Below are 18401 nucleotides of genomic sequence, written 5' to 3'. Positions count from 1 at the left end.
CGTCGACCCGCCTCGTGGGCGGGGACGACGCAGGCGGGGGGCGAGCCGGCTCGGCTCACCCCCCGCCTGTGTGGTGCTGCTGTGTGTTCCTGTGCGGGCGTGTCAGCCGGCCGGGACGATGTTCACGGTCTTGCGGCCGCGCTTGGTGCCGAACTGCACGGCGCCGGCGGCGAGGGCGAACAGCGTGTCGTCGCCGCCACGGCCGACGTTGTCGCCGGGGTGGAAGTGCGTGCCGCGCTGACGGACGAGGATCTCGCCGGCGTTGACGGCCTGGCCGCCGAAGCGCTTCACGCCGAGGTACTGCGCGTTCGAGTCGCGCCCGTTGCGCGTCGAGGACGCACCCTTCTTGTGTGCCATGTCGCTACCTACCTGGTTTCGCTCGTGATGGGTCCGCGGACGCTCAGGCGTCGATCGCGGTGATCTTGACCTGCGTCGAGTGCTGGCGGTGCCCCTGACGCTTGCGGTAACCCGTCTTGTTCTTGTACTTGAGGATCGTGATCTTCGGGCCCTTGGTCGGCTTGACGACCTCGGCCTTCACGGACACCTTGGCGAGGGCGGCGGCATCGGAGGTGACGGTGGTGCCGTCCACCAGGAGCAGAGGCTGGAGGTCGACGGAGTCACCGGGCTCACCCTTCACCTTGTCGACGATGAGGACGTCACCGACGGACACCTTCTCCTGACGGCCGCCGGCGCGGACGATCGCATACACGTTTGATTCTCCTGCTCATGCTCGGGGACGAAGCACCTCTTCTGACCGGCCCGTAGCAACGGCCTCCTGGCGTCCGGACCTGCGGCCGACGACGTCGGCCGGACAGATCAGGACCGGGGAGGAACACGAGGCACGGATCTCGGTGGGCGCACCGACTCATCAGAATACCGGCTCGCGGCGCCCCGACCCAAATCGCTCGGGGCGCCGCGACGGCGACGGTGATCGGCGTCAGGCGCCGTCGTCGTCGCCGAGGCCGGTGGGCGGCCCGGCGGGCGCGACGACCCGGGCCCGCTTGCGGCGGGCCGGGGCGGGGCTCGCCGGGGCGGTGGGCTCCGTCGCCTCCGTCGTTGCCGGGGAGGGGGAGGACGAGGAGGACGAGGCGGTGCCCGTCGCGCCGAGGGCGGCGGCGACGTCGCTGTTGCCGCCCGGGGCGGGCGCGACGGTGAAGACGCCCGCGCCGGGATCGGCGGTGGTCGTGGCCCCCGACGTGCCGGCGCGACGCGATCCGCGCCGCCGGGCCGGCGGGGCGGCGGCCGGCTCGGTCTCCGGAGCCACGGGCGGCTCGGTGGGCGGGACCGGCGGGGCGGGCGAGTCGACGGCCGGCTCGGGGACGTCGGTGGACGTCGCGGACGGCGAGGCCGCGCTCGGCGGCGCCGTCGTCGCGGATCCGGCGCGGCGCCGCACCCGGCCCGTCGGTCGGGTCGCCGGCTCGGCCGACGCCTCGGGCGCCGACGCCGGCGCGGGCGACGACGCGGCGGTCGACGACGCGGCGGTCGACGACGACGGGCGGGTCTCACCCGCCGCCGCCACGTCGGACGCCTCGGCCAACGACGCCTCGAGGGCCTGCGTGACGCGGGCGGAGGCGGTCTCGACGTCGAGGTCGGCCGGTTCGCCGGCGTCGTCGTCGGCGTGCGACTGCAACGCCGCGGCGTACGCGGCCGCCGCGATCTGAGCGGGGGTGGGGCCGCTCGGCGCGGGTGCGGGGGGCGCCTCGGCGCGTCCGCCGTCGCGGCCGGTGTCCTTGCCCCGGCCCTTGCGGCCCCGGCCACCGCGGCCGGAATCCGCGGCGGAGTCCGCCGTCGACCGGTCGACCGGGTCGTCGTGCACGACGAGACCCCGGCCGCTGCAGTGCTCGCAGGGCTCGGAGAAGACCTCGATGAGACCGGCGCCGACGCGCTTGCGGGTCATCTGGACGAGCCCGAGCGACGTGACCTCCGCGACCTGATGCTTCGTCCGGTCCCGCCCGAGGCACTCGAGCAGGCGCCGCACGACGAGGTCCCGGTTGCTCTCGAGGACCATGTCGATGAAGTCGATGACGATGATGCCGCCGACGTCGCGCAGCCGGAGCTGCCGGACGATCTCCTCGGCCGCCTCGATGTTGTTCTTGGTGACCGTCTCCTCGAGGTTGCCGCCGGCCCCGGTGAACTTGCCGGTGTTGACGTCGACGACGGTCATCGCCTCGGTGCGGTCGATGACGAGCGAGCCGCCGCTCGGGAGCCACACCTTGCGGTCCATGGCCTTCGCGAGCTGCTCGTCGATCCGGTAGTGCGAGAAGACGTCCCGCTCGCCGGTCCAGCGCGACACCCGGGGGGCGAGGTCGGGGGCCACGGAGTCGACGTAGTCGCTGACCTGGTCCCAGGCCCCGTCGCCGGCGACGACGAGGGAGGTGAAGTCCTCGTTGAACACGTCGCGGACGACGCGGACCGTGAGGTCGGGCTCGCCGTGCAGGAGCGCCGGGGCGCCGCCCTTCGCGGCCTTCTTCTGGATGCGCTCCCAGTCCTTCTGGAGGCGCTCCACGTCGGAGCGGAGCTCCTTCTCGGAGGCGCCCTCGGCCGCGGTGCGCACGATGACGCCCGCGTCGGCGGGGACGACCTCCTTGAGGATCTTCTTGAGGCGGGCCCGCTCGGGCTCGGGCAGCTTGCGGGAGATGCCCGTCATGGAGCCGTCGGGCACGTAGACAAGGTAGCGGCCGGGCAGAGAGACCTGGGAGGTGAGCCGGGCGCCCTTGTGGCCGATCGGGTCCTTCGTCACCTGGACGAGGACGGACTGGCCGCCCTTGAGCGCGTTCTCGATGCGGCGCGCCTTGTGCTGCTCGAGCCCGGCCGCGTCCCAGTTCACCTCGCCGGCGTAGAGGACGGCGTTGCGGCCCTTGCCGATGTCGACGAACGCGGCCTCCATGCTCGGCAGGACGTTCTGGACGCGGCCGAGGTAGACGTTGCCCGCCATCGAGCTGCCCGCGACGTGACTCGTGCTGCCCGGACCCGAGATGTAGTGCTCGACGAGGACGCCGTCCTCGAGGACGCCGATCTGCGTCATGGCGCCCTGTTCGCGGACCACCATGACGCGCTGCACGCTCTCGCGGCGGGCGAGGAACTCGGCCTCGGTGATGATCGTGCGACGGCGGCCTGCCTCGCGCCCCTCGCGGCGGCGCTGGCGCTTGGCCTCGAGCCGCGTGGACCCCTTGATGCCGGTGGCCTCGTCGCGTTCCTGCCGCGGCTCCCGCACCTTGGTGACGGTGCCGGGCGGGTCGTCGGTGCCACCGGAGGCGCCGCTGCGCCGGCGGCGACGGGTGCGCTTGCGTCCGTTCGACGGGCCCCCGTCGTCACCGTCGTCGCCGTCGGCGCCGTTCTCGTCGCCGCGGTCGTCCTGCGAGCCGCCCTCGTCGTCGGCGTCGTCGGACCCGCCCGGCCTCGCGTCACCCGACTCGTCGCCGGTGTCGCCGTCCTCGCGGCGGCGGCCGCGGCCCCCGCGGCGGCGCCGTCGGCGCCCGCCGTCACCCGAGTCGTCGGAGGAGTCCTCGCTTCCGTCGCCCCGGTCCGCGTCGTCCGCTCCGGAGCCGTCGGTGGTGTCGTCTCCGGTGGCGGCGTCGTCGTCGCGATCCGGCCGCTCGGCGCGGGCCGGGTCGGAGCCGGCCGACCGACCCCGGCCGCGACCACGGCGACGCGAGCGGCGGGGCGAGTCGTCGTCGTCGCGGTCGCCGTCACGGTCGTCCCTGTCGCCGCGCCCGGTCGTGTCGTCCTGCTCGGCACTGTCGTCCTGCTCGGCGCCGTCGTCGTCGGGCTCGTCCGGCTCGGGCCGCGCGGGACGCGCCTCGTCACGGACGGGCAGCGACGCGATGTCGGGCGCCTGGAAGAGCAGGCCGAAGGTGGCGGGCGGGCCGACCGGAGCGGACGGGGCGACGGGAGCGAACGGGGCCGCGGGCTCGCTCGTCTCGTCGTCCGTCGGGTCGGGGTCTGCGTCGAGGTCCACCTCGGCGAGGACCTCGAGAGCGGCGACCGGTCCGGCCGGGTCGACCGGCGATGTCGCGCCGCCGGTCTGCGGGGTCTCGGCCGGCGTGATGTCCGGCTGCGGGCTCTGGGCCTGCGGCGTGTCGGCCTGCGGGGCCTCGACCTGCGGCGACGCCGCGGCGGGCGCCTGCTGCGGCGCGGCGGCCTTGGCCCGCGAGGCCCGCTTGCGCGGCGCCTTGACGGCGGGCGCGGGGGCGATGGCGTCGGCGGCCTGAGGAGTGTCCGTGGCCTCGGGAGTGACCGCGGCCTGCGGGGTGTCCGCGGGGGGCTGCGACGCGGCGGCGATCTCACCGGCCGGCCGGGCGGGGGCCGCCGCGGCAGGCGCCGAAGCCCGCCGTGAGGCGCGCTTGCGGGTCTTGGGAGCCGGCGCCGCCCCGGGGTCGGAACCGGTGTCGGGGCCGGCGTCCGAGCCGTGAGGGCCCACAGGGCCCCGATCGCTCGGCGCGGCCTGCTCATCGGTCGAGGAGGTGTCGGAGTGCTGCGAATCCTGGGAAGCCACGAGCGGCGTTCCTTCCGTCGGGCCGGGACGCCGACCACACCCGGGACGATCCCGCCGACGGCCGCGGCTGCGGTCGTGATCGCCGCGTCGTTCCTCCGACGCGACGGAAGTCGGTAGTTCCGTGACCTGGGCGGCTCGCGCGCTCGCGCGTCACCGACCGGGACCGGCGACGGCGTCCCTGTCGTGGGCCAAGGGATCGGCCACCCCCGCGCCGGGGCCCAGGAGGGGGCCCTGCGCCAGCCGGGTCACCAGGGGCGACCGAGCGGGCGCGAAGGCGGCCACCGAGCTCAGCGCGGTCAGGACGTCGTCGGGGCGCACGACCGGTGTGGTGTGTCGCACGACCACCTGCAGTATCGCACAGCCGTCCTCCGACTCCCGGAGGTCGACGTCGACAACGGCCTCGCGCACGTCGAACGTGCGGGGCCCGTTCTTCATCACCCGGGTCACCTCCACCCGGTCGCGGGCCAGGAAGGCCTCGAGCGCGTCCCGCACGTCGGTCGTCCCGCACGAGAACTCCATGCGCCACACGGACGCCTGCAGCCGGTCGGCGAGCGACCCGGGCGTGGCCTCGACGACGTCGACGACATCGAGGCCGTCGGGCAGGGCCGTGTCGAGGGCCTCGCGGACCGCGTCGCAGTCGACGCGCTCGACGAGCGAGATCTCCACGTACTCCGCCTCGCTCGCGGTCCCCGTGGGGGCCGCGTTGGCGTAGCTGATCTTCGGGTGCGGGTGGAAGCCCGCCGAGAACGCCATGGGCACGCCCGCGCGGCGCAGGGCACGCTCGAGCGAGCGCTGGAAGTCGCGCGTGGACGTGAACCGGAGCCGGCCCCGCTTGGCGTACCGGATCCGCAGCTTCTGCACGGGCGGGACGGCGGGGGGACCCTCGGGGACGCGCTGACGAGCCATGCACCGAAGGCTACGTGCCGCGCTCGGCGGCACCGACACCGCGACACCGCGCCCCGCGACACCGCGGCGACGCGGCGCGGCGGATCGTGGGTGGCCAGGGTGACCGCCACGCCTCGGACCTCGGGTCGCCCCCGCCGACCCACGCGCCGCATCGGACGCGAGACCGCTCACGACGCCCACCCCAGGCCTTCCCGGGCGCCGCCGTTCGAGCGGACGAACCATTCGGGCCGGGTCGATCGACGCAGGCTCGCGACCGCAACGCTCTGACCTGCACACCTGATGCCCCCGGTCGCAACGGCCAGGCATCGACCCGGCCCGAATGGTTCGACCACGATTGCATGGATCGCGGCAAGAGGGTGCGTAAAGGCAAGCTTGACGCTCCGTACCCGTAAAGGTACCCTTTACGGGTGGAGATTCGCGATTCAGCGCGCAAGCACGGGATCACGGACGCCGCGGTCGAACACGCATGGCACCACGCAATGAGAGTCGTCGAGTACGAGTACGACGGGGAGGATCGCCTCCTGGTGATCGGAGCCGACCAGCACGGCCGGCTGCTCGAACTCGTGGCAGTGCCCGCCGACGAACCAACCCGAGTCATCCACGCCGACCTGCTGAGACCGGCGTTCTACGACTACCTGAGATGAGGTGAAAGTGATGACGGTCACGCACGACGACTCCGTTGGACTGGACCAGCTCGAGGTCGGCGCGCACCCGGCTCGCGACGCGGTCCACTTCCGACGAATCCTTGCTGCCCGCAAGGCCGTTGCGGACGCCGAGCAGGAACTCCGCGACGCAGTGAGCGCAGCCCGAAAAGCTGGGGACTCCTGGACCATCATCGGTGCCGCGCTCGACACCACGCGCCAGGCCGCCTACCAGCGTTTCGGTCGCGACTGACCATCGGTGGCAGGAGCGGGCGTCGTCTCGGGCGGAGGGTCGATCTTCGTCGTCGCCCGCCACCCGCCCCGACACCGGCGGGGCCGCACCGACCCGGTCGGTGCGGCCCTCGCGTCGCCGAGCCGGTGGGAGTTCACCGTCTCGCGGCGTAGCGCTCAGACGCTGAAGTCGACGCCCTGGGCCAGCGGCAGCGACCCGGAGTAGTTGACCGTGTTCGTCGCCCGCCGCATGTACGCCTTCCAGGCGTCGGAGCCGGACTCGCGCCCGCCGCCGGTCTCCTTCTCGCCGCCGAACGCGCCGCCGATCTCGGCCCCGGACGTGCCGATGTTGACGTTGACGATCCCGCAGTCGGAGCCCTCCGCCGAGCAGAACAACTCGGCCTCGGCCTGGTCGTTCGTGAAGATCGCCGACGACAGCCCCTGCGGCACGTCGTTGTTGAGGGCGATGGCCTCCCGGATGTCGTCGTAGCGCAGGACGTAGACGATCGGCGCGAACGTCTCGGTGCGGACGATGTCGCTCTGGGCCGGCATGGTGACGATCGCGGGCTCGACGTAGTAGGCGCCCGACGCCGCGTCGGCGAGCCGGCGCCCGCCGCCGACGACGACCTCGCCGCCCTGCTCCCGCGCCGTGTCGAGCGCGGCCTCGAAGCGGGCGAAGGAGGCGGCGTCGACGAGGGGTCCGACGAGCGTGCCGTCGGCGATCGGGTCGCCGATCGGGAGCCGTTCGTAGGCCTGCGCCAGGCGGGCGGTCAGCTCGTCGGCGACGCCGGAGTGCGCGATGACGCGGCGCAGCGTCGTGCAGCGCTGCCCGGCGGTCCCGGCGGCGGAGAAGACGATGCCGCGGACGGCGAGGTCGAGGTCGGCGCTCTCCGCGACGATCGCCGCGTTGTTGCCGCCGAGCTCGAGCAGGCTGCGGCCGAAGCGGTCGGCGACGCGGGGGCCGACGGCGCGGCCCATCCGGGTCGACCCCGTGGCCGAGAGGAGGGCGACGCGCGGGTGGTCGACGAGCGCCTCCCCCACCTCGGGACCGCCGACGAGGACGTGGGCCAGGCCCTCGGGGGCGCCGACGTCGGCGATGGCGCGGCGCAGCAGGGCGGCACTCGCGAGGCCGCACAGCGGTGTCTTCTCCGACGGCTTCCACACGACCGGGTCGCCGCAGACGAGCGCGAGCGCGGTGTTCCAGCTCCACACCGCGACGGGGAAGTTGAAGGCGCTGATGACGCCCACGACGCCGAGCGGGTGCCACGTCTCGGCCAGGCGGTGGCCGGGGCGTTCGCTCGTCATCGTCCGGCCGTAGAGCTGCCGGGACAGGCCGACGGCGAACTCGCAGATGTCGATCATCTCCTGGACCTCACCGGCCGCCTCGGAGGTGATCTTGCCCGCCTCGAGCGAGACGAGCGCGGCTAGGTCCGACTTGTGGGCGACGAGCAGCTCGCCGAGCCGCTTGACGAGGGCGCCGCGCACCGGCGCCGGCACCGTGCGCCACTGCAGGTAGGCCTCGTGCGCCGAGGTCACCGCAGCGTCGACGGCGTCCGCGTCGACGTGGGCGAGGCTCGCGATCGGCTCGCCGTTGATCGGCGAGACGACCTCGTGAGCGCCCGCGACGGCGTCCAGGTCGACGCCGCACGCGGTCGCGGCCGCGCGGGCGCGGTCGGTGAGCTCGGTCCGGGTGGGCAGGTGCTGCGGCTGCGGCATGGGGGCCTTCCTGTGGTGATCGTCGTGGGGGTTCGTGTCGGTTGTGGTCGTGTCGGGGTGACGGTCCGGGTGCTCCGCCGGGCGTGCGCGTGGGTCGTGGGGCCCGTCAGACGATGTTGAACTCCGGGCGCACGTCCGCGGCGGCGAACCGATCGGCGGACAGGGCCGCGACGTCGACGAACGGCTGCGCGCCGAGCACGAGGTCGCGCATCACCTCGCCGACCGCCGGGCCCTGCAGGAAACCGTGGCCGGAGAAACCCGTCGCGTAGAGGAAGCGGTCGAGCCCGCGCGCCTCGCCGATGAGGGCGTTGTGGTCGGGGGTGTTCTCGTACAGGCCGGCCCAGCCGGAACGGACGCACAGGTCGGTGAGCGACGGTACCCGCCGCTCCATGACCTCCGCGAGATCGGCCGTCCACTCGTCCGAGCGGCCGAGCCGGAAGCCCGGCGTCTCGTCCCGCCACGACATCCCGAGGAGCAGGCCGCGGCCCTCGTTGTGGAAGTAGAAGGACGTCGCGAGGTCGATCGTGAACGGCGTGTCGGGGCGCAGGCCCGGGACGGCGTCGGTGAGGAGGATCTGCCGGCGCATCGGCTCGACGGGCAGGTCGACGCCCACCCACCGGCCCACCTCCGCCGACCAGGCCCCGGCCGCGCACACGACCGTGTCGGTCTCGATGCGGCCGCCGGGGGTCTGCACGGCGCGGATGCGTCCGTCGCGGACGTCGATGCCGGTGGCGGGGGTGCCGGTGAGCAGGGTCGCGCCGTGACGCCGCGCCGCGCGGGCGTACCCGGCGACGACCGACTCGGGTGTGCAGTGACCGTCGCGGGGCGTCCAGGCCGCCGCCAGCAGGCCCTCGGTCGAGATGAACGGCGACCTCGCCTGCGCCTCCGCGGGCGTGATGATCTCGCTGACGAGGCCGAGCTCGCGTTGGAGGCGGGCGCTCTCCTCGAACGTCGCGACGGCCTCCGGGGTCTCGAGCAGGAAGAGGTAGCCGACTGGTGCAGGTCGATCTCCGTGTCGAAGATCGCCGCGAAGTTCTCGAAGGTCTCCAGGCTGCGGGCGCCGAGCGCGACGTTGAGCCGGTCGGAGAACTGCGCCCGCACCCCGCCGGCGGCCTTGGACGTCGACCCCTCCCCCAGCGCGTCCCGCTCGAGGAGGACGACGTCGCGCACCCCGGCCTTGGCGAGCTCGTAGGCGCACGCGACGCCCATGATGCCGCCGCCGATGACGACCACCCCGGCCGAGCCGGGCACCGTCCGGGCGCTCACGACGCCCCCTCGGCCGCGTGGGCCGTCGCCGCGCGACCGGCGGCGTGGTCGACGCCGGGCCGGTCGATGTCGATCCGTTCCAGCCCCAGGCGCGCGGCGGCCCGCTCGAGGGAGGCCGCGCGCTGCGCCGCGTACAGCTCCTCGGGCACGGCGATCGGCCGCCCCATCGCCTCGGCGAGCCACGCGAGGTCGCGCTGCTCGCCCTCCGCGGCGTCGTCGCGCCGCCCCCGGTCGGCCAGGTTGGAGGCGAAGATGCCCGCCGCCGAACGCGGCAGGAAGTCCTCGTAGACGATGGGCTCCGCCCGCAGCACGCCGGCGTCGAGGAGCGCGTCGAGGTCGGTCGGCACCCCGGGCGCCAGGGTCGCGGACTCGACGACCGTGTAGGTGCAGAACGCCAGCCCGGCCCGGTCCAGCTCGCGCTCGTCGGCGGGCAGGTGCTCGCGCCAGACGTCGCGGGCGACGTCGGTGCGCACCGGTGGGGCCGCGTCGTCGCCCCCACGCTCGGCGGCCTCCGCGAGGCGCGCGTCGGTCCGCCCGACGAGATCGTCGAAGAGTGACCGCCCGGCGGGCGTGAGCGCGATGCCGCGCTGTTCGACCTCGCCGAAGCGGACCCGCAGCTCGCCCTGCGTCAGGCTGCCGTCGGCGGTCCGGAAGAGCCGCGGCTCGGCGAGGGCACGGAAACTCGTCTGGCGCAGGAGGACGTCGGGGCCCTCCCAGCCGGGTGGGCCCTGGATCTCGTCGATCATCTCGATGCCGCGGGCGCTCATGCTCGCGTAGAGGTCGTCGATGTCGAGGACCCGCGGGGTGAGGTGGTTGATGTGGGTGCTGCGGACCCCGCCGATGTCGGCGGCCACCCCGGAGATCGCCGAGAGCGTCGCGTACCACGCCTCGTCGACGGGCTCGTCCGAGAGCGCGAACGACCGTGCCGCGAGGTCGAGGAACCGCTGCGCCTGGGTCTCGCTCAGCCCGCCGCCCGCCTCGGCCTCCGCCGCGAGCTCGAGCAGCTCGGGGGCGAACAGCTCCCGGCCCTCGATGAACTCGACGAGTCGGGCCTCCAGCTCGGCGGCGAAGAAGCGCCGGTCGCCGGGGACGAGCATCGACGTGAAGACCCGGAAGGGATTGCGGGCCAGCTCGTCGGGCGCGTGCGGGCGGAAGGCCGTCGACACGACGGGGATCGGCTGGGGCATCGCGTCGCGCAGGTCGTAGAAGCCCGTGGGGTGCATGCCCACGGCGGTGAACACCGTCGCAACCTGGGCCAGCTCCCGCGGGGACCCGACCCGGATCGCGCCGTGCCGTTCCGCCGTGACGCGGTCGATGGAGCCGAAGCGCTCCGCGGCGCGCCCGAAGCGGGCCAGGACCCGCTGGTTGACCTGCGTCGAGACCTCGACGAGCGTGCGGTAGGCCGGGACCTCCTGACCGTAGAGGTCGGACAGGCGCTGCGCGAACCGGGCGCGCAGCTCCCACGTGGGGACGAGCGTCGACATCGCCGAACCGTTCCTCCTTCTGCGCGGGACCGCGCGACAGCCCCAGCCTCGCCGCTGCGACGTCGCCAGGGCCAGCCCGCGAGCGCGCGGATCGCTCGCCCCGGCACCAGGATCGCTTACGCCCCGCCCGGCCCGGCCGCGGCGGCGACGAGCTGGGCGAGGATCGCGTCGAGCCCGGGGCGGGCGCTCGCCGCGCGGTGCAGCGCGACCGTGTGCCGCTGCGACGTGAGGTCGACGATCGACCGCGTCACGAGCCCCGTCGTGTCCTCCACGCCGAGGGCCGGGACGACGGCGATGCCCAGACCCGCCCGCACGAGTCGGCAGACGACCCCGTAGTCGTTGCTGCGGAAGCCGACCCGCTGGTCGAAGCCGACGACCGCGCAGGCCCGGCGTTGGGCCCTGGCCCCCGCGGTCTGCTCCCGCGGGGCGACCCACGTCTGCTCGGCGAGGTCCGCCAGCGCGATCGTCTCGGCGTCCGCCAGCGGATGGCCCTGCGGCAGGACGAGCACGAACGGCTCGTCGACGAGCGGGGTCCGACGCAGCCCGGCCGGCCACCGGGTCGGCACGAGGTCGTAGCCGTAGGCCAGCGCGACGTCGAGCTCGCCCGTGCGGAGCCTCTCGAGCAGCGGCTCGGGCTCGTCCTCGTCGAGGACGACCTGCAGGTCGGGGTGGGTGTCGCGCAGGCGCGCGAACCAGTCCGGCACGAGGCGCCGGGACGCCGTGGGGAAGCTGCCGACCCGCAGCCGACCCGCCTCCCCCGACGTGAGCGCCGGCAGGTCCTCGGCCAGGCTCGTCACCTCCGCCAGGACCGCGATCGCGCGGTCGGCGAGGGCCAGGGCCGTCGGGGTCGGGCGGACCGCGTGGGCCTGCCGCTCGAACAGCGGCGTCCGGATCTGCCGCTCGAGCGTCGCCACCTGCTGCGAGACCGCCGACGGGGTGTAGCCCAGGTGCCGGGCGGCGTCGGCGAACGAGCCCAGCCGTACCACGGTGACGAGGGTGCGCAGATGCGTCGGGCTGAGCACGCGTCCTCCTGAGTCCGGTCCGGGCCCTTCAGTATTGCCGGGGCGGCCGCCGCGGGGGCCGGGGGGACGCCGTCGGCGGCCGTCGGGGTCGTCCCGACGACGCCTCGGGCCGCGGAACGGGCCGCCGGGCGGTGTCCGCTCCCGCCGCGGCGAGGGTCGCCGCGGACGAAATGCCGGACGGAAGAACCATTCGGGCCGGGTCGATCGCCCCCGGCCGGCGGGCCCCAGGACGTCACCGCAGGTCAGCGCCTCGGCCGCTCGCGGGCCGAGTCATCGACCCGGCCCGAATGGTTCGACGTGCCGGGAGAGGGCGGCGCCGCGACCGGCGGAACGACGGCGGTGCGGACGGCGCCTGACGGTCGGGCCGGCCCGGACGATGCCGTGCCTCGCGGCCGGCGATGGCGGGGAACCACCTCGTCGTCCGCCGGTCCGGGTCGTAGGCGCGGATCATCCCCCGGGCCGATGCCGGCGTAGCGCGTCGGCGCGGACGGTGGAGCCATGAGACCTCATCCCACCGCGGTCACCGCGCCCGACACCGGCGACGCCCTCGTCGCCCGCGACCTCGTCAAGACCTACCCCGGCGTCGACGCCGTCCCCGCGCTGCGCGGGGTCGACGTGACCGTCTCGCCCGGCGAGAGCGTCGCCGTGATGGGCCCGTCCGGGTCCGGGAAGACGACGCTGCTGCACGTGCTCGCCGGCATCCTCACACCGACGTCCGGGTCCGTGCACTGGCGGGGCCGCGACCTCGCCCGGATGGGGGACGCCGCGCGGACCGCGCTGCGCCGCACCGACTTCGGGTTCGTGTTCCAGACCGGGCACCTGCTCGGCGAGCTGCCCGCCCTCGAGAACGTCGCCCTGCCCCTCATGCTCGCGGGCGTGCCCCGGCGCGAGGCCGCCGGGCGCGCCGCGGCGGTGCTCGCCACCCTGGGTCTGGGGGGCCTCGAGCGGCGCCGGCCCGGCGAGCTCTCCGGGGGCCAGAGCCAGCGCGTCGCGATCGCCCGCGCCCTCGTCGGGCGGCCGGGCGTCGTCTTCGCCGACGAACCCACCGGGGCCCTCGACCAGCAGACCTCCGCCGAGGTCATGGGCGAACTCACGCGGCGCTGCGCGCAGGAGGGGGCCGCGCTCGTCGTCGTCACCCACGACGCCCAGGTCGCCGGCTGGTGCGGGCGCACCCTGCGCGTGCGGGACGGCCGGATCGAGCGCCCCGCGACGCCCGACCGGCCCGACCTCGCGACCGGGACGCCCAACACCTCCGACCGCGGTACGCCGCCCACCCCGCGCGACGCCGCCGCCCGGTCGCGCGACGAGCAGACGGTGTGGGCCCGATGAGGGCCGCGCTGGGTCTGTGGTGGGGGCTCCAGCGCCGGGAGGCCGCCCACGACCGGCGTCCCACGCTGCTCGCCGTGCTCGCCTTCGCGGTCTCGACGACCGCGCTGCTCGTCAGCCTCGGCGGGACGCACGCGTTCGTCGACCGGGCCGCCGTCGCCCCGCCCGGGGACGAGTACGCGCCGATCTACGTCGTGCTCGCCCTCGTCGCGTGCGCGCTGCTCGTCGTGCCGATCCTCACCCTCGGGGGCGTGGCCGCCCGGCTCGGCGTCGCTCGACGTCACGCCCGCCTCGCGACCCTGCGGCTCGCGGGAGCGACGTCCCGGCAGGTCGGGCTCATGACCCTCGCCGAGTGCGCCGCCCAGGCCTTCGCCGGGGCGATCCTCGGGGCGCTCGGGTACGCGCTGGCGCTCGCCCCCCTCTCGCTCCTGGCGTTCCAGGGGCGCCGCCTCGGGGTCGACGAGCTGTGGTTGGGCCTCCCGCTCGTCGCCGCGGTGGTGGCCGGGGTGGTGCTCCTGTCGGTGGCGTCGGGGGTCGGCGGCCTGCTGCGCGTCGTCGTCGGACCGCTCGGGGTCGCGGCGCGGACGACCCCCGTCCGGCTCAGCGCGGTCCGGGTGCTCGTCGTCGGGTGCGTCGTGCTCGCGTGGTTCGTCGTGGGGCAGCTCACCCAGCAGGTCGGGATGGCGGTCACCCTCGGGGTGCTCGCCGCCGTGGTCGCGACGATCAACGTGCTCGGCCCCTACGTCGTCATGCTCTCGGGGCTGGCGGTGGCCCGTCTCGCGCGCGGACCCGAGACGCTGCTCGCGGCCCGCCGCATCGTCGACGACCCGCGCAGCACGTGGCGGTCGGTGAGCGCCCTGGGCCTCGGGGTCGCGCTCGCGGCGCTGTCCTCCGTCGGGACGGTCATCGCCGGCGACGCCGGCGCCGACCCCGCGGGCGCCGTGCTCGGGGCCGACATCGCGACGGGATCCCTCGTCGCCCTCGTCATCGTCTCCGTCGTCGCGGCGACGTCCACCGGTGTCGTCCAGGCGGCGCGCGTCATCGACCAGGGCCCGCAGTACCGGGCGCTCGCCCTCGCCGGTGCCCCGATCCCGTTCCTGCACCGGGCCCGGCTGCGGGAGGTGACGATCCCGCTCGGCGCCACGATCGTGCTCGGCAGTGTCTTGCCCCTGCTGGTCCTCGTGCCGTTCGCCGACCTCGCCGGGATCGGCCTGCTCGTGCGCACCGTGGTCGCGATCGCGGCCGCGGCCGCGCTCACCGTCGCCGCCCTCGCCGCGTCCCGGCCGCTCGTGCGGGAGGCCGTGCGGCTGTGAGGGATCCTCCACCGGCCCGCCGCGCGCCGAGGCGCCGGCGGCCGGCCGGCCGGCCGGGCCCCGCTCACCCGGGGCGGGGGTCGACAGGCGCGCGGTCCCGCGGGACGCCGCGTTAGCGTGGGCGCCATGCAGAGCCCGCAAGGACGACTCACCTGGATCCCACTCGCCGAGGCGACCGACCTCGTGGCACCGCCCGTCGCCGCCGCGGCGGACCTCGTCCCCGACGCCCGCGTCGCCCGGATCGACCCGTCGCTCGCCGACACCGCGGCGTTCTGCGAGGCCTACGACGTCGCGCCGGAGGCGTCGGCGAACTGCGTCGTCGTCCACGGCCGGCGCGGGGAGCGGGAGACGTACGCGGCCGTCATGGTGCTCGCCACCGACCGGGCGGACGTCAACAAGACCGTCCGCAAGGAGCTCGACGTGCGCAAGGTGAGCTTCGCCGACCAGGCCGACGCGCAGGAGCGGACCGGGATGCTCCAGGGCGGGATCACGCCCGTCGGGCTTCCCGACGGCTGGCCGATCCTCGTCGACCAGGCCGTCGTCGACGCCGGCCCCGTCGTCATCGGCGGCGGGGTGCGGGACGCGAAGATCCTCCTGACCGGCGCCGCCCTCGCGGCCCTCCCGAACGCGCGCGTCCTGCCCCTCGCTCTGCCCCGCGCCTAGACATCACACCCAGGAGACTGCCGAACGATCCGTCGGCTCGCCCGCCGTTGATCGACGACCCGGTCCGGCACCCTCCCGGTCAGCCCGTCGGCCGCTCGAGCATCGCGTCCTTGCCCGCGCCGAGGACGGTCAGCGGGAGGAGCGTCTTGCCCGTGGGGCCGATCTCGATGTCGGTGCCCATCTGCGGGCACACACCGCAGTCGAAGCAGGGGGTCCAGCGGCAGTCGTCCTGCTCGCGCTCGTCGAGGGCGTCCTGCCAGTCGTCCCACAGCCACGCCTTGTCGAGGCCGGAGTCGAGGTGGTCCCACGGCAGGGTCTCGTCCTCGGCCCGCTCGCGCGTCGTGTACCACGCGACGTCCACGCCGGCCTCGTCGCCGGTCAGGCCGGCGAAGGCGTCGGCGGCGCAGCTCATCCAGCGCTCGTAGGAGAAGTGCTCGCTCCAGCCGTCGAACCGGCCCCCGTCGCGCCACACGGCCTCGATGACGCGGCCGACGCGCCGGTCGCCGCGGGACAGCAGGCCCTCGACGATGCCGGGCTCGCCGTCGTGGTACCGGAACCCGATGCTCGACCCGAGCCGCCGGTCGGAGCGGATGGCGTCCCGGAGCTTGCGCAGGCGCGAGTCGGTCTCCTCCGCGCCGAGCTGGGGGGCCCACTGGAACGGCGTGTGCGGCTTGGGCACGAACCCGCCGATCGACACCGTGCAGCGGATGTCCTTGCGGCCGCTGACCTTCCGGCCCGTCTCGATGACCCGCTTGGCGAGGTCGGCGATCTGGAGCACGTCCTCGTCGGTCTCGGTCGGCAGGCCGCACATGAAGTAGAGCTTGACCTGTCGCCACCCGGCGCCGTACGCGGCGGCGACGGTGTCGATGAGGTCCTGCTCGCTGACCATCTTGTTGATGACCTTGCGGATGCGTTCCGAGCCGCCCTCGGGGGCGAACGTCAGGCCGGAGCGCCGCCCGTTGCGGGTGAGCTCGTTGGCGAGATCGATGTTGAAGGCGTCGACGCGCGTGCTCGGCAACGACAGGCCCGTGTTCGTGCCCTCGTACCGGTCGGCGAGGCCCTTGGTCATGTCCGCGATCTCGGAGTGGTCCGCCGACGACAGCGACAGCAGGCCGACCTCCTCGTACCCGGTGGCCTGCAGGCCCCGCTCGACCATCTCGCCGACGCCGGTGATGGAGCGCTCGCGGACCGGGCGCGTGATCATCCCGGCCTGGCAGAAGCGGCAGCCGCGGGTGCAGCCGCGGAAGATCTCGACGCTCATCCGCTCGTGGACGCTCTCGGCGATCGGCACGAGGGGCTGCTTCGGGTACGGCCACGCGTCGAGGTCCATGACCGTGTGCTTGCTGACGACCTCGGGCACCCCCTGCTGCGCGGCCTGGGCCGTGGGCACGGTGCCCGTCAGCGCGTGGGTGTCCGGGTCGTAACCGACCTCGTAGAACGCCGGCACGTAGACCCCGCCGGTGCGGGCCAGGCGCAGGAGCAGCTCGGTGCGGGGGCTGCCGGTCGGCCCGCCGGGGCGGCCCTGCGCCTTCCACGCCCGGATGATCTCGGTGACCGCCAGCACCGCTTCCTCGCCGTCACCGATGACGGCGGCGTCGATGAAGTCAGCGACCGGCTCGGGGTTGAAGCTCGCGTGCCCCCCGATGAGGACGATCGGGTCGTCGTCGCCGCGGTCCGCGGCGTGCAACGGGATGCGCGCGAGGTCGAGGGCGGTGAGCATGTTCGTGTAGCCGAGCTCGGTGGAGAACGAGACGCCGAGGACGTCGAAGTCGCCCAGGGCACGGTGCCCGTCGACCGTCGTCTGGGGCACGCCGTGCTCGCGCAGCAGCGCCTCCATGTCGGGCCACACCGCGTACGTGCGCTCCGCGAGGGTGCCGGGGCGCTCGTTGAGCACCTCGTACAGGATCATCGTGCCCTGGTTGGGCAGCCCCACCTCGTACGCGTCGGGGTACATCAGCGCCCAGCGGACGGTCGTCTCCCCGCCGCACTCCCAGTCCTTGACCTGGGAGTTCAGCTCACCGCCGACGTACTGGATCGGCTTGCTCACGCGCTCGAGCAGGGGCTCGAGCGCAGGGAAGAGGGACTGTCCGGACATGTGTCCCAGGGTAGGTGAGGCCCCGGGGCTCGCCCAACCGCCTCAGTCGGACGTCGTCCGCGCGGGGGCGACCGGCACGATGGTGGACAGGATCCGCCGGCAGTCGGCCACGTCCTGCGCCATCTGCGTGAGGAGCTCGTCGACGGAGTCGAAGCGCAGCGTCGGCCGGAGGCGCTCGACGAACTCGACGGTCACGGGCTCGCCGTAGAGGTCGAGGTCGGAGCGGTCGAGGACGTACGCCTCGACCCGACGCTGGGTGCCGTCGAACGTCGGGTTCGTGCCGACGGAGATCGCGGCGGGCAGGGTGCGGTCGTGGTCGCCCTCGGGCAGGTGCGGCCGGGACAGCCAGCCGGCGTAGACGCCGTCGACGGGCACGAGACCGGCGCAGTGCTGCTCGAGGTTGGCCGTCGGGTAGCCGAGCTCGCGGCCCCGATGATCGCCGTGGACGACGACGCCCGAGACCCGGTGCGGCCGACCGAGCACGGAGGCCGCCGCGGTGACGTCACCCTCGGCGAGCATCGCGCGCACCTGGCTGGAGGACCAGCGGGTGCGCGGCGTGACGGGGGCGCCCGCTGCACCGGCCGGGTCGTCGCCGGCGCCGCCGGCGCCACTGACGTCGGTGTCGTCGGTGCTGTCGTCGTCCTCGCCCTGGTCCTCGATGACGACGACCTCGAACCCGAACCGCTCCCCCAGCTCGAGGAGGGTCTGGACGTCGCCGGCGTTGTTCGCCCCGAACCGGGTGTCCTGCCCGACGACGACCGCTCGGGCGCGGAGCGCGTCGACGAAGACCTCCTCGACGAACCGGGGCGCGCTCCACGACGCGAGCTCGCGCGTGAACTCCATGACGAGGCAGTTCTCGACGCCGGACGCCGCCAGCAGGTCGAGGCGGTGGTCGACGGACGTGATGAGGTGCGGCGCGCGCTCGGGGAAGAGGACCGCGAGGGGGTGGGGGTCGAAGGTGACGGCGACCGACGCGAGCCCCTCGGCGTTGGCGCGGGAGACGACCTCCGCGAGTACGGCCCGGTGGCCACGGTGGACGCCGTCGAAGTTGCCGAGCGTGACGACGGAACCCCCGAGGTCGGCGGGGATCTGCGTGGTACCGGTCCAGTGCTGCACGCCGTCAACTGTATCGGTGGTCCCCGGCCCGCCCGACCCGGGCGGAACCCGTCCTCGTGTGGGTCGGCGGGGTCCCTTGACAACCGCCCGGACCCGGCTCACCCTCAGGACACGTACCGGGACCGAC

At 74.6% G+C, this 18401-nt stretch carries 14 protein-coding genes and 1 pseudogene; 5 read left to right on the top strand and 10 right to left on the bottom strand.

The genetic code is table 11. The features are described from left to right. Positions 1 to 102: 102 nt before the first annotated feature. The 4 genes from rpmA to ICW24_RS05470 form a co-directional block, all read right to left on the bottom strand. Positions 103 to 357, bottom strand: a complete 255-nt coding sequence (rpmA, locus tag ICW24_RS05485; RefSeq protein WP_226344704.1) for a 50S ribosomal protein L27 — start codon at positions 355 to 357, stop codon at positions 103 to 105. A 43-nt stretch (positions 358 to 400) separates the two neighbouring features. Next, positions 401 to 709, bottom strand: a complete 309-nt coding sequence (gene rplU / locus ICW24_RS05480; RefSeq protein WP_226344703.1) for a 50S ribosomal protein L21 — start codon at positions 707 to 709, stop codon at positions 401 to 403. Between the two features lie 228 nt (positions 710 to 937). Continuing rightward, on the bottom strand, positions 938 to 4495 hold the full coding sequence (locus tag ICW24_RS05475) for an Rne/Rng family ribonuclease (protein WP_226344702.1): 3558 nt from the start codon (positions 4493 to 4495) through the stop codon (positions 938 to 940). Positions 4496 to 4645: 150 nt separating this feature from the next. Then, positions 4646 to 5401, bottom strand: a complete 756-nt coding sequence (locus ICW24_RS05470; protein WP_226344701.1) for a TIGR03936 family radical SAM-associated protein — start codon at positions 5399 to 5401, stop codon at positions 4646 to 4648. Between the two features lie 407 nt (positions 5402 to 5808). Here ICW24_RS05470 and ICW24_RS05465 point away from each other — a divergent pair, with 407 nt between their 5' ends. Further along, positions 5809 to 6045 (top strand): BrnT family toxin, encoded by a 237-nt coding sequence (locus tag ICW24_RS05465; RefSeq protein WP_226344700.1) that lies wholly within the window; start codon positions 5809 to 5811, stop codon positions 6043 to 6045. Positions 6046 to 6055: 10 nt separating this feature from the next. Beyond that, positions 6056 to 6295, top strand: a complete 240-nt coding sequence (locus tag ICW24_RS05460) for a hypothetical protein (protein WP_226344699.1) — start codon at positions 6056 to 6058, stop codon at positions 6293 to 6295. A 155-nt stretch (positions 6296 to 6450) separates the two neighbouring features. On the opposite strand, the gene amaB is transcribed toward ICW24_RS05460, so the two are convergent. From amaB to ICW24_RS05440, 4 genes and pseudogenes are all read right to left on the bottom strand, one after another. Next, positions 6451 to 7989 (bottom strand): L-piperidine-6-carboxylate dehydrogenase, encoded by a 1539-nt coding sequence (gene amaB, locus ICW24_RS05455; protein WP_226344698.1) that lies wholly within the window; start codon positions 7987 to 7989, stop codon positions 6451 to 6453. Positions 7990 to 8095: 106 nt separating this feature from the next. Next, positions 8096 to 9198 (bottom strand): annotated as a pseudogene (locus tag ICW24_RS05450) (NAD(P)/FAD-dependent oxidoreductase). A gap of 53 nt (positions 9199 to 9251) precedes the next feature. After that, positions 9252 to 10739: a 2-oxoadipate dioxygenase/decarboxylase gene (gene hglS, locus ICW24_RS05445; protein WP_226344697.1), complete on the bottom strand. Its 1488-nt coding sequence runs from the start codon at positions 10737 to 10739 to the stop codon at positions 9252 to 9254. Between the two features lie 116 nt (positions 10740 to 10855). After that, complete coding sequence (locus ICW24_RS05440) at positions 10856 to 11761, bottom strand: LysR family transcriptional regulator (RefSeq protein WP_226344696.1); 906 nt, start codon at positions 11759 to 11761, stop codon at positions 10856 to 10858. A 498-nt stretch (positions 11762 to 12259) separates the two neighbouring features. Between ICW24_RS05440 and ICW24_RS05435 the strand changes: the two genes are divergently transcribed. The 3 genes from ICW24_RS05435 to ICW24_RS05425 all read left to right on the top strand — a co-directional run bounded on the left by ICW24_RS05435 (position 12260) and on the right by ICW24_RS05425 (position 15063). Then, positions 12260 to 13090, top strand: coding sequence for an ABC transporter ATP-binding protein (locus tag ICW24_RS05435; RefSeq protein WP_226344695.1), 831 nt, complete (start codon positions 12260 to 12262; stop codon positions 13088 to 13090). Next, positions 13087 to 14400 (top strand): ABC transporter permease family protein, encoded by a 1314-nt coding sequence (locus tag ICW24_RS05430; protein WP_226344694.1) that lies wholly within the window; start codon positions 13087 to 13089, stop codon positions 14398 to 14400. The genes ICW24_RS05435 and ICW24_RS05430 overlap by 4 nt, the downstream gene beginning before the upstream one ends. A 126-nt stretch (positions 14401 to 14526) precedes the next feature. Continuing rightward, positions 14527 to 15063, top strand: coding sequence for a YbaK/EbsC family protein (locus tag ICW24_RS05425; RefSeq protein ID WP_226344693.1), 537 nt, complete (start codon positions 14527 to 14529; stop codon positions 15061 to 15063). A 79-nt stretch (positions 15064 to 15142) separates the two neighbouring features. On the opposite strand, the gene ICW24_RS05420 is transcribed toward ICW24_RS05425, so the two are convergent. Continuing rightward, on the bottom strand, positions 15143 to 17158 hold the full coding sequence (locus ICW24_RS05420) for a TIGR03960 family B12-binding radical SAM protein (RefSeq protein WP_226344692.1): 2016 nt from the start codon (positions 17156 to 17158) through the stop codon (positions 15143 to 15145). A 42-nt stretch (positions 17159 to 17200) separates the two neighbouring features. Then, on the bottom strand, positions 17201 to 18274 hold the full coding sequence (locus tag ICW24_RS05415) for a bifunctional riboflavin kinase/FAD synthetase (RefSeq protein WP_226344691.1): 1074 nt from the start codon (positions 18272 to 18274) through the stop codon (positions 17201 to 17203). Between the last annotated feature and the right edge of the window lie 127 nt (positions 18275 to 18401).

This window comes from Agilicoccus flavus (assembly GCF_014857905.1).
Lineage (GTDB): Bacteria > Actinomycetota > Actinomycetes > Actinomycetales > Dermatophilaceae > Agilicoccus > Agilicoccus flavus.
This window is presented reverse-complemented; position numbering and strand designations above follow the sequence as displayed.